An 11745-nucleotide genomic window follows, 5' to 3' on the forward strand; every position below is an offset into this window, starting at 1 on the left:
GCGGAACGAGGCGTGTGCGGTGACGACCACGACGACGAGCACGAGCGCGGAGGCCACCACCAGTGCGGTACGGCTCAACGCCGCCACCATCGCCCAGTACCTCGCGTCCCAGCCCGGCCTGAGCCCGGGCAAGCGCCGGGCCGTGCTGCTGCGCGCTGCGCCGCGCTGGGACGGCCCGGCCGAGCTGGCTTGGGGCGAGCACCGGCAGGCGTCGGTGGCCACCGCGCCCTCGCGGCTGGCCGCGTACGAGCTGGTGCTGGCGCACCGGGCGCCGGCGGCGCCCGGCCCGGATGTGCTGGTGGTGCTCACCGACCGCGAAGAGGCCGAACTGGGCCCCGACCTCCTTGCCAAGGTGCACCGACACCGGGTCAACGCGGTGGACACCTGGGACGTCGTCCGGGAATCCTTCGGCGCGGTCAGTACCGACGGCCGACTGGTCGACGAGAACTGGGCCGCCGAGGCGCTGCTGGACGCCACCCCGCCGGGCGGCTGGCCGCGGCTTCGTGGCGGGGTGCTCTCCCGGGACAAGGCACTGAGCGAACTCACGCTCCGCAGGTTCGGCATCGGCCGGTACGACCCGGACCGGGACCAGCCACACGCCCTGTCCGCGAGCGGAGACGAAATCGATATCCACACGCTGCTGCAGTGGTCGCTGGCGTCCGGCGGCCCGGACCGCTATCTGGCGCTGCGCGCGCCCGAGCGCCACGGTATCGCCGCGTTCCTCGGCTCCTCGGATCAGGCGGGTCAGGCCGGACGGACACTGCTCGCCCTGGTCGAGGCCGAGCACGGGCCGGACGCCGTCGCCTTCGGGCTGGTCTGCGCCGCACTGTGGGTGCATGCCGACGCGGCGGCGGACGCGAAGAACTACCGGGCCCGGGGGCGGGCCGAGCGCTGGTTCGGGGAGGAGCCACCCGCCCAGGGAGAGGCCCTGGACGCCCTTGTGGCGGCCTTCGGCCGCTCCTGCGAGGAATTCGTCTCAGGGCTGCTGTTGACGGGACGGTCGGCCTACGACGAGTCGGCGGCGGCTGCGCGGCGCCTGTCCGGTTCCGTACACGACCGCGCGGCCTCCCTGGCGCGGCAGTTCGGCGCCGAAGAGGCCGCCCGTACGAGCCCCCTGCTGGCCGCGGGACTCGAGGCCCGTTTCACCGCCGTCGGCGAAGCGCTCCTGACCGGCCGGCAGGACCGGATCGCGCAGGCGGTGGCAGCACTCGACGACCACCGGCTCGCGCCTGAACCCGATACCCGGCCCCGCATCGAACGTGCGCGCATGGCGCAGCGGCTCACCAGATGGCTCGCGGCCCGGCCGGAGGTGGAGGACGAGGCGGAGAGCCACAGCGTGCGGGATGCCGTCAGCCAGCATGTCTCCGACTCTGGCTGGGTGGACCTCGCGCTCGACCACATCGAGTCCGGCGGGGACCCCGACGCGACGCTGAGATCCGCCTACGACGCCCTGGGTGCCTCCGTACGCGCCCGCCGTCGGGATATCGACCGGCACTTCGCCAGGTCCCTCGCGGCATGGACGGCGGGCGGCAGGCCCCCGGAGGACATGCTGACGGTGGAGACCTTCCTGCCCAAGGTCGTCGCCCCTGTCGTGAAGGCAGGTGAGCGCCGGGTGCTGCTGGTGGTCCTCGACGGGATGAGTGCCGCCATCGCCGCCCAGCTCGGCGAGGAACTGTGCGAGCACTGGGTGGAGTACGACCCGCTGCCCAAGGCGAAGGGCATTCCGGTACGACGGGCGATGGCCGCCGCGCTGCCCACCGTGACGGCCGTGTCGCGAACTTCTCTGTTCGCCGCCCGACTCATGACCGGCACCCAGGTGGACGAGAAGCGACTCTTCCCTGAGCACCGCTTCTGGGGCGAGGAGGAGGCCGCTGTCTTCCACAAGGACGACCTGCGTGGCGACACCAGCGGCGCCCCCCTCGGGCCCGAGCTGCACGAAGCGCTGAACAGTGACCGTACGCATGTCGCCGTGGTGCTCAACACCATCGACGACCGGCTTGCCACGGAGCAGAAGCTCGGAGACGGCGCCTGGCGGCTCGGGGACATAGGGCGGCTGCAAGACCTGCTGCGCTTCGCCGCCGCCCAGGGCCGGGCGGTGATCCTCACCAGCGACCACGGCCATGTCATCGACCGGCACGGGGTGCGGGTCGAGGCCGGCTCCGACCGTGTGGAATCCGCCCGGCACCGGTCCGGTGGGGGTCCGCTCGCCGAGACGGAGATTGCTCTGGCGGGACCGCGTGTGGTCGCGCCGGAGCCCGGAGGGGAGATCGTCGCACTGTGGGACGCCGACTCCCGCTACACCTCGCGGAAGGCCGGCTACCACGGCGGGGCTTCTCTGGCCGAGGTCGCCATCCCGGTGCTCGCCTTCCTCCCCTTCGGGGCCGTACCGCCGAGCGGCTGGCGCGAGCTGGGCAGCCAGCAGCCGCCGTGGTGGTCGCTCGCCCCGGCCACTTCGGAGCCGGTACCCGCGCCGTCTGCCCCGATCGGTGCCCCGGCTGCGCCCGCGAAGAAGCCCTCGAAGCGGGCGACCGAGTTGGCCAGGAGCCATGACTCGCTCTTCGACATGGCGCTGGCTCCTTCGGAGGGAGAGGATGCTCTGCTCTCCGCAAAGCCGGTCTCACCGGACGACGCACTCGTGGACGGCCTGATGGCGTCCGAGATTTTCCAAGCTCAGGTGGGACTGCTGGCCCGCAGACCCCGTCAGTCGGAGCTGGCCAGGGTGGAGAGGGCCGTACGGGCTCTGCTGGAGGCCGGCGGCACGCTTCCGATCACGGCTCTGGCGCAGCGCATCGACCTGCCCGCCACGCGGGCAGCCTCCGGCTTCGCCGCTGTGCTGCGGCAGTTGCTGAACCACGACGGAGTGCAGGTCCTGGAGACACTGCCGGACGGCAGGACCGTCCGGTTGCACCCCGGTCTGCTGCGGGACCAGTTCGAACTCACATAACTGGTCCCGCAGCGAGCGGCCGACGTCAGGTGAGCTGCCGCAGGAGCCCGACGAATTGGCGCAGCTCGTCACCGCGCCTCTTCGAGAGCGGCTCGGGGTCGAAGTGCGCGATCATGTTGCGGATCGTCCGCACCCGGTCCAGCTGGTGCACGAACTGGACCCGGTCCACTCCCGTCCAGCCGAGTGCCTGCCAATTCTGATCGGCGAGCGGGCGGAGTGCCGGGTTCTGCTGATGACCGTCCAGGAGCTTCACGTAGCCGTTGAACATCAGATCGGTTATCTGGCCGGTCTTCTTGTTGTTCGGTTGCAGTGCCCGAATGTTGTCCGGATCAAGGGCCGCACCCAGGCACTTGCGGAGCCGGAACTCGATCTCCCCCACAACGAAGAACGGCCATGCCGTGGCGTCGAAGCGCTCCGTGATGTCCGCACCGGTCACGATGCCGGTGAACTGTCCGCTGTTGTCGCGAACCAACACGTAGCCGTACTCACTGATGATGGGCAACAGGGAGAAGAAATCCTGGCGGGAGTCGGCGATGGGCGGATCGTCCACTATGGCGTTCGCCAGCACCGTGGCCGCGTTGGTCTCGTACATCTTGGCCACCGAGCTCCAGGTGACCACGCCGTGCAGGGTCGTTATGCCGTCGACGACGGGCACCTGGGAGTAGTTCTTGGTGCGCATGAGATACGTGGCCTGTGTGACCGTCGCGTTGGACGGCACACAGTCCACTCCGCCGTGCGCGGCGGGAAGATCGCCGATTCTGAAGGACTGCTGGGGCAGCGCTCCGGGCGTCAGCCCGTCCTCTTCCCCGTCTCCTTCCTGCGGTTCCGGCTCCTCCTCCGGCTCGGCCACGGATTCAAGGGGCACGACGTGCACATGCGCCCGGCCGTTGCAGTTCGCGAAGTAGGGAACGGTCGAAAGCCCGACGTCCTTCAACGTCTGCGTGATGAACAGCACGGACTGGTCGTTTCTCACACGCGTGCCGAACAGCGCGAGAAGCTCGGCAACCGGGATCATCTCGCCCCGGAGCTCGCGAAGCTGCTCCTCAGACGGTGCCTGGGACATGTCTCACTCACCAGCCCGCCGTGTCACGGAAGACGGTGCGCTTGCCCATGGCGGACCTCACCAGCTCGAGCAGCTGCTCGGCGCGGTTCTCGTAGAAGCGCTCAAAATCCCCTTCGTGCAAGGCCGACGGATCGATGAGATGTGTGGCGAGGACATCGTCGAACCACTCCGGCCGCATCCCCGACTCCAGCGCGAGCGACTTGAGATAGACGGCGGGAGATCCCACGAGGCTGCGGCTCACTCGGGCGGACAACGGCGTCTTGTTGACGATGGAGTCTGCCTTCTTCGACGCCTGACCGGGAACGTGCTTGGCGACCCACCCCTTGGGGAAAATCTGTCGCACGTCCACGTTGTACTCGAGCATACGGCCCGCGGTCAGGGGCGCCTCGGTGAAGTACCAGTCCACCGCACCCTGCTTGACCAGCAACGCGTAAATTCCCTTGTACGCCGCGCTGTTGCGGGTGGTAAGGCCATCCAGCCGATCGTCCAGGAAGGCGGCTTCGGTGATCGTGTCCGGGACAGACCCTTCCTCACCACGGATCCAGCCGATGAGCTGCTCCACGTCGCGTGTGAAGCGGCTCTCGGTCGATCCGCCGTACATCTCCCCGAGCACGCCGCACCAGTACCACTGAGAGATCCGCTCATCCGCGCCGGACCTGTCCAGCTCCTCTCCGAGCACAGCGCGGACGGCGGCCAGCGGTACCAGCTGGGTTCGGTACGGGAGGTCGCCGGTGCGGACGATGCACTGCTGCTCCAGGAACTCCCCCACCCACTTGAACGCCTCCGCCACTCGCGGCGCGAGACGCCGGAAGTCCGCCAGGGGCAGGCGCAGCAAATCGCGGCGCTTACAGGCCACCGAGCTGCGCTGGCCGGCCTGCTTCTCCTCCCAGGTGCGGACCAGGGCTACCGCCTGCAAGAAGTCGCTGCTGCTCAGGCCGTCCTCGACACCAGCCTCCATGCGGCCGAAGACGGGGTAGGAGGCAGTGAGGTCCTTTTTGATCTGTTCCCACTCGACCGGGAGCCGGTAGTAGTCGCCGCACTCAGCGACATGTTCCTGATTGCCCGCATAGGTGGCTGTGAGCAGCTCGAAGACGTTGAGTGACACACCACCGGTGTTCACGCGTTCGAATACGGCGCAGACGGCGTCCATCGTCGTGGAAGCCGAAAGCTTGATCATCGGGACCTGGAACTGCTGTACATGGTTGAGAACAAGCTGCTGGAAGTCGCTCCAGACGCTCCAGTTCGCCGAATCGACCTTCACAAACTCCTGGAGCCATTGGTTCACACGGTGTGGGTCAAACGCGATGTGGAGCGGGAAGTAACCTTCCGCGCACTCCTGCTCGATCGTGCTCAGGTCGAGGACGACCTTGCGGGCGAAGTCAGCCCTGAGGATCCGGTCCTCAGGGACGGAGACAACCGCGTCGTCACGGTCGACAGGCGCACCGATGGCCTGGGCGATGTCGATGTAGTACCAGCGCTTGAGAGGCTTGTTTCGCCCGTCAACGGTCTCGACCGGACGGTTCCGATACAGTGCCTGGTACAGGGAGGTCAAGCGCTGTTGCCCGTCGAGAAGCAGTAGCTCAGGCACGACCCCCTCCGCTCCCTCGGCCCCGTTGAGCGTCCGAGGCTTGAACTGGGCGGTGCCCCCGGTCTGCAGCGCCATCACGACGCCCAGCGGGTAATCGAGCGTGACAGTCGCGATCAGAGCCCTGATGCGTTCGTCGTCCCATTTCCAATCACGCTGGAAATCGGGTAGTTGCAAGTCTCCGGATGCGACGGACCTGAGTGCCACGCCCAGGTTGAGGCTGTCGAGCGCCACGCCGAGTCTTCTCCCCGCTTGGAAGTGAACGGTGAACATGCGATTGCATCAAGTGACCAACCATGCGTCAAGTGCGGGATAAGGAAGCCGCTACCGCCTGCTCCAGTGCGAGACTGATGGCGTGAATACAGATAGCCCCGGCAGAAGCGGCCCCGTCAGTGCTGCCCGGCGCCGTGACGTGATCGACGCCCTCCGGCGTGGGGCCGTCCCCGAAAGCGGGCTGGATCTCCTCGCAACCGGTCTACAGCGGTTCGAGCAGGCTCTGGACACAGAACTCGATGCCGTCGCGTCGGGGGCGTCCGTCTTCAAGGCCGTCAGAGGCGAGTACGGATCCGGCAAGACGTTCTTCACCCGATGGCTCGGCGAGCGCGCCAAGCGCCGTAACTTCGCTGTGGCCGAGATTCAGATCTCCGAGAACGAGACGCCCCTGCACAAGCTGGAGACCGTCTACCGACGCCTCACCGAACGGCTGGCCACCCCCGGCTTTCCGCCGAGCGCCCTGCGGCCCGTGGTGGACGCGTGGTCCTACGCGCTGGAAGAGGACGCCCTGGCCGCTGGAGCCGCGGAGGAGGAGCTGCCGGGCGAGGTCGACCGGCTGATGACGGCCAGACTCGCGGAAGTCTCCCGGCAGGCGCCCTCGTTCGCCATCGCGCTTCGGGGATACCGGAACGCTCTGGCGGCGGGTGACGAAGCCACCGCGTCAGCAGTCATGGCCTGGCTGGGCGGACAGCCCCATGTGGCCGCGGCCGCCCGCAAGACCGCCGGGGTACGGGGGGATCTGGACCACTTCGGCGCGCTGGGCTTTCTGCAGGGGCTCCTCACCGTGCTGCGCGATTCCGGGCACGCGGGGCTCTTCGTCGTCCTGGACGAGGTGGAAACACTTCAGCGGATCCGCTCCGACGCACGGGACAAGGCGTTGAACGCGCTGCGCCAGCTCATCGACGAGGTGCACTCCGGGCGCTTCCCCGGCCTCTATCTGCTGATCACGGGGACCCCCGCGTTCTATGACGGCCCGCAGGGTGTCCAGCGGCTGGCGCCCCTGGCGCAGCGGCTGGCCACCGACTTCACCACCGACCCCCGCTTCGACAACCCGCGAGCGGTGCAACTGCGCCTTTCAGGCTTCACTTTCGACTCGCTCATCGGCCTGGGGCTGACCATCCGTGACCTGTACGCGAGCGGATCGTCGAGCCCGGAGCGCATCAAGAAGGTCACGGACGACGCGTACATCGCCGACCTGGCCAAAGCCGTGGGCGGGGCGCTGGGCGGAAAGGTCGGGGTCGCACCCCGGCTGTTCCTGAAGAAGCTCGTCGGGGACGTCCTGGACCGCGTCGATCAGTTCGAGGACTTCGACCCGCGCGAGCACTACGCCCTGACCGTGAACACGGCGGAGCTGAGCAAGGTCGAGCGCAACGCCATGGCGGCTGGAAGCGCCGACGACATCGCGGTGGAGCTTCCGTGACGGACACGGTCGAGGGGCGCCCGGACCCCGTGGACCAACTGCACCGAGGTCTCGTGCACCACATCGTGAATTCCCTGGGATGGCCGCGTCTGCGCCCACTCCAGGAAGAAGCGATCGCACCGCTGTTGGACGGCTCGGACGCTGTACTGCTCGCGCCTACGGCAGGCGGTAAGACCGAGGCCGCGTGCTTCCCCTTGCTGTCGAGAATGGAGCAGCAGAGCTGGACCGGCACCTCGGTGCTGTACGTATGCCCCCTCAAGGCGCTGCTGAACAACCTGCTCCCCCGGCTGGAGACGTACACCTCATGGCTCGGTCGCACGGCCGCGCTCTGGCACGGCGATATCCCGCACACGCGCCGCAAACGGATCCTGCGGGAGCGGCCGGACGTCCTGCTGACCACCCCGGAGTCGCTGGAGGCGATGCTGGTCAGCGCGAACGTCGACCACCGGGCCTTCTTCTCCGGGGTGCGAGCAATCGTCGTCGACGAGGTGCACGCCTTCGCGGGCGACGACCGGGGCTGGCATCTGCTGGCCGTACTGGAGCGGCTGGAACGCGTCGTCGGCCGGCCGGTCCAGCGGGTCGGCCTCTCCGCGACGGTGGGGAACCCGCAGGAGCTGCTGACCTGGTTGCAGGGGTCCGGGGCGGGCGAGCGTACAGCCCGGGTCGTCGCCCCGCATCTGGGTGAGAAGACCCTGGTTCTTCCTCCGCCTGGCGAGATCGAACTGGACTACGTGGGTTCGCTGACCAACGCGGCGACGGTGATCGCAGCCCTGCACCGGGGCGAGAAGCGGCTGGTCTTCTGCGAGTCGCGCCGGCAGGTCGAGAAGCTCGGCGAGATGCTGCGCACGAAGGGCGTGACCACCTTTCTGTCCCATGCCTCCCTGTCCGTGGACGAACGGCGCCGCGCGGAGGCAGCCTTCACCGAGGCCCGGGACTGTGTGATCGTCTCCACGAGCACGCTGGAGCTCGGCATCGACGTCGGTGACCTGGACCGGGTCATCCAGATCGACGCACCCGCCACCGTCGCCTCATTCCTGCAGCGCCTCGGCCGCACCGGACGGCGCCCCGGCTCCACGCGGAACTGCCTCTTCCTGGCGGTGGACGAGGCGGGTCTGCTGTCAGCCGCCGCCCTCCTCCTGCTCTGGTCCCGCGGCTGGGTCGAACCGGTCGTCGCGCCCCTGGAGCCGCGGCACATCGCGGCCCAGCAAATCCTTGCACTGTGTCTTCAGGAGCACCGGGTCGGTGACCAGCTGTGGCGTGAGTGGTGGGGCGGGCTCGGTCCGTTCAGCGCTTCAGCGGAGCCGGTCGTACGTCACCTGATCGATGAGGGTTACGTCGACCTCGATGACGGGCTGATGTTCATCGGCCCGGAAGCCGAACGCCGCTTCGGCTTCCGCCACTTCATGGACCTTACCGCGGTGTTCACGGCCGCACCCGAGTTCACCGTGCTGTCCGGCCGCACCCAGATCGGCACGACGGACCCCGCCCTGCTCACCGATGAGGTGGTCGGACCCCGACGGCTGCTGCTCGCCGGCCGCAGCTGGCAGGTCACCTACATCGACTGGTCACGGCGTCGCTGTTTCGTCGAACCGGTGGAGGGCGGCGGCAGGGCCCGCTGGGGCGGGATGGGCTTCGCCCGCGCCGCCTCGTACGAGCTGTCACGGGCGGCCCGGGACGTACTGCTCGGTGCTACGCCACCGGTCAGCCTCACCCGACGCGCCGAAGGCGCTCTCGCGCAGGCTCGCGATGCGTCGGCCGAGCTGGTGCACCCCGCTGGCACAGTGATCACGCGTGGCGGGCGCGACACGAACGTCCGCTGGTGGACCTGGGCTGGATACCGAGCCAATGCCACCCTGGCCGCCACGCTCACCTCCCTCGCCGACCCGCTCCAGCGTCCTACGGATGCGTATGTCAGGCTGCGCGAGGACATCACCCCCCAGGAGTGGAAGCAGGCTGCGGCCGAGGGCGCCGAGCACCTGTGCCTGCCCGCGGTAGACCCCCGTGCTCTAACGGGTCTGAAGTTCAGCGCAGCCCTTCCGCAGCGTCTGGCAGAGGCGACGCTCGCCTCCCGACTGGCCGACCTCGATGGAGCAGCGGCGGCGCTCCGCGAGCCCGTGACATTCACGACCTATAGCGTGAGCGATGGTGGGTGACCAGCCTTCAGGCGACGCTGCACGAGCGTCCGAGCTGGAGAATGTGTGTAACTCTGCCGGTTCCACAACAGCAGGAAGCCCGTGCCGGCCCACCGAAGGCAGAAGCAAACTTCCGCCCTTATCCCTCTTAATGCCTCAATCGAAGGAAGTCGGGATATGTGGTGGCGCCGGCACCGGTCCCCCTGGAAGTGATGGGGTGGCCGCGGGACTATCTGCAGCGGTGGTGTGCGCACACCCTGGCCCAGGCCCTCGTAGTGTGGTGACCCACCGTGCAGGCTGCCACTCGTGCTGGTCGAGGCCGGCCCCCTCGGGGCCCACGTGACGCCGACCGGGCTCGCGTCGGTAACACCCTTCTGGGTCACCGGTCCGGTCGGCGGAGCACGAACCGTGTGCTCGGAGTGCCGCGGGAGCCATGACCGTGCGCGCCTGCTGGGCTGGAATGCAGGATGCAGCACCGACCGATGACTTCCGGCGCCGGCCCGGGTCGGTACCCACAGGAGAGTGGTACACACCGACCAGGAGACCCATCATGCAGCAGCCGCAGAAGATCAAGACGTTCCTCTGGTACGACGGGAAGGCCAAGGAGGCGGCGGAGTTCTACGTCTCCCTCTTCGACAACTCCCGTATCCGGGGCGTCACCCACTACACCGAGTCGTCCCCCGGCGAGACCGGATCGGTGATGACGGTCGACTTCGAGCTGGCCGGAGTGCAGTTCGTGGCGCTCAACGGCGGTCCCGAGTTCTCCTTCACCGAAGCCATGTCGCTCCAGGTGGACTGCGACTCGCAGGAGGAGGTGGACACCCTCTGGGCGAAGCTGTCGGCCGACGGCGGCGAGGAAGGGCCGTGCGGCTGGCTCAAGGACAAGTACGGGGTGTCCTGGCAGATCGTGCCGCGCCGGCTGTTCGAGCTGCTCGACGAGACGGCGCCGAAGCAGGCGGACGCCGTCGTCCAGGCGATGCTCGGCATGCACAAGCTCGACATCGCCGGCCTGGAGGCCGCCGCCAAGGCGTGAGGGCTCCACCCCCGCCCCTTGCCGCGGCCCCTCGCTCCGTGTGCCCACCCCGCGGTGCCGGGTACGGCCGTTTCACGCGTGCGGCCCGCTGGTGCGCGCCCTCCCCCGGACCGCGGCCGGGAGGCGTACGGCCCGGGGGACGGCCGGGCACAAACGGGCGAGCCGTCACGGACGGTTGCTTGCCGCCACCCAGCGTTCGAGTGCGGCCCGGGCCGCGCCCGAGTCGATGGACTCGGCGGCCCGCTCCATGCCCGCCGCGATCTGCTCGTGCAGCGAGGCGGAGCTCGGCGAGAGCGCCGCCAGCGCGGCGGCGGAGTTGAGCAGCACGGCGTCCCGCACGGGGCCGTGCTCCCCCTCCAGCAGCCGCCGCGCCACATCGGCGTTGTAGGCGGCGTCCGCGCCGCGCAGCGCCTGGACGGGCACCAGCTCGATCCCCACGTCGCGCGGGTCGAAGCTCTCCTCCCGTACGGCGCCGTCCCGCACGACCCACACGGTGGACGTCGCCGTCGTCGTCAGTTCATCCAGCCCGTCGTCCCCGCGGAAGACCAGCGCCGAGGAGCCCCGCGCCGCCAGCACTCCCGCGATGATCGGCGCCATCCGGGCGTCGGCCACTCCCGTCGCCTGCGCGGCGACCCGGGCCGGGTTGGTGAGCGGGCCGAGGAAGTTGAAGGGGGTGGGAACGCCCAACTCCTTGCGGGCGACGCCCACATGCCGCAGCGCGGGGTGGAACTTGACCGCGAAGCAGAAGGTGATGCCCGCCTCCTCCGCCATCTCGGCGACCCGTCCGGGCGACAGCTCCAGGTTGACGCCCAGCTTCTCCAGGACGTCCGAGGCGCCGCTGGCGCTGCTCGCCGCGCGGTTGCCGTGCTTGACGACCTTGACGCCGGTACCGGCCACCACGATCGCCGACATGGTGGAGATGTTGACGGTCTTCGCCCGGTCGCCGCCCGTACCGACGATGTCGACGGCCGGGCCGGGAACCTCGATGGTCCGGGCGTGCTCGTACATCGCCTGCACCAGGCCGGAGATCTCCTCGACGGTCTCGCCCTTGGCCCGCAGCGCCACGGCGAAGCCGGCGATCTGCACATCGCTGGCCTCGCCCCGCATGATCCGGTCCATCGCCCAGGCGGTGGCGTCCGCGCTCAGGTCCTCCCCGGCCAGCAGCGTGCTCAGTACGTCGGGCCAGGTACGCGCCGCCATGGTGTCGCCTCCGGCGGGGGTAGCAGCGCTCATGGTGACCACTTCCTGGCAATAGACCGACGCGTTGGTGCGGCCACCCTACCGAGTCCGCCGAC

At 69.0% G+C, this 11745-nt stretch carries 7 protein-coding genes; 4 read left to right on the top strand and 3 right to left on the bottom strand.

Features of this window, described 5'->3' with window-relative positions:
- Positions 1-19: 19 nt before the first annotated feature.
- Positions 20-2944 carry a BREX-2 system phosphatase PglZ gene (gene pglZ / locus JW613_RS33015; protein ID WP_209214545.1) on the top strand — a complete coding sequence of 975 codons (2925 nt, stop codon included), beginning with the start codon at positions 20-22 and terminating at the stop codon, positions 2942-2944.
- Between the two features lie 25 nt (positions 2945-2969).
- Here pglZ and JW613_RS33020 read toward each other — a convergent pair whose 3' ends face one another.
- Together JW613_RS33020 and JW613_RS33025 are read right to left on the bottom strand one after the other, a co-directional pair.
- Complete coding sequence (locus JW613_RS33020) at positions 2970-4007, bottom strand: CBS domain-containing protein (protein ID WP_209214546.1); 1038 nt, start codon at positions 4005-4007, stop codon at positions 2970-2972.
- A gap of 7 nt (positions 4008-4014) precedes the next feature.
- Entirely contained in the window at positions 4015-5826 is a 1812-nt protein-coding gene (locus tag JW613_RS33025) for a GmrSD restriction endonuclease domain-containing protein (protein ID WP_307866135.1), read from the bottom strand.
- Between the two features lie 121 nt (positions 5827-5947).
- Here JW613_RS33025 and brxD point away from each other — a divergent pair, with 121 nt between their 5' ends.
- The 3 genes from brxD (at position 5948) to JW613_RS33040 (ending at position 10450) form a co-directional block, all read left to right on the top strand.
- A complete protein-coding gene (gene brxD / locus JW613_RS33030) occupies positions 5948-7285 on the top strand; it encodes a BREX system ATP-binding protein BrxD (protein WP_209214548.1) in 1338 nt (445 codons plus the stop codon).
- The gene (locus JW613_RS33035) at positions 7282-9438 is read left to right on the top strand and encodes a DEAD/DEAH box helicase (protein WP_209214549.1); all 2157 of its coding nucleotides are present in this window, start codon (positions 7282-7284) and stop codon (positions 9436-9438) included. Before brxD ends, JW613_RS33035 begins: the two co-directional genes overlap by 4 nt.
- A 529-nt stretch (positions 9439-9967) precedes the next feature.
- Positions 9968-10450 (top strand): VOC family protein, encoded by a 483-nt coding sequence (locus JW613_RS33040; protein WP_209214550.1) that lies wholly within the window; start codon positions 9968-9970, stop codon positions 10448-10450.
- A 165-nt stretch (positions 10451-10615) separates the two neighbouring features.
- On the opposite strand, the gene trpD is transcribed toward JW613_RS33040, so the two are convergent.
- Positions 10616-11683, bottom strand: a complete 1068-nt coding sequence (gene trpD / locus JW613_RS33045) for an anthranilate phosphoribosyltransferase (RefSeq protein ID WP_209214551.1) — start codon at positions 11681-11683, stop codon at positions 10616-10618.
- Positions 11684-11745 lie beyond the last annotated feature (62 nt).

Origin of the sequence: Streptomyces smyrnaeus, from assembly GCF_017676345.1 — a bacterium.
Lineage (GTDB): Bacteria > Actinomycetota > Actinomycetes > Streptomycetales > Streptomycetaceae > Streptomyces > Streptomyces smyrnaeus.

Excerpts from the sequence above, each read along its gene's own strand:
- trpD (WP_209214551.1), bottom strand. The coding sequence starts at position 11,683 with ATGAGCGCTGCTACCCCCGCCGGAGGCGACACCATGGCGGCGCGTACC.
- JW613_RS33040 (WP_209214550.1), top strand. The coding sequence starts at position 9,968 with ATGCAGCAGCCGCAGAAGATCAAGACGTTCCTCTGGTACGACGGGAAG.
- JW613_RS33020 (WP_209214546.1), bottom strand. The coding sequence starts at position 4,007 with ATGTCCCAGGCACCGTCTGAGGAGCAGCTTCGCGAGCTCCGGGGCGAG.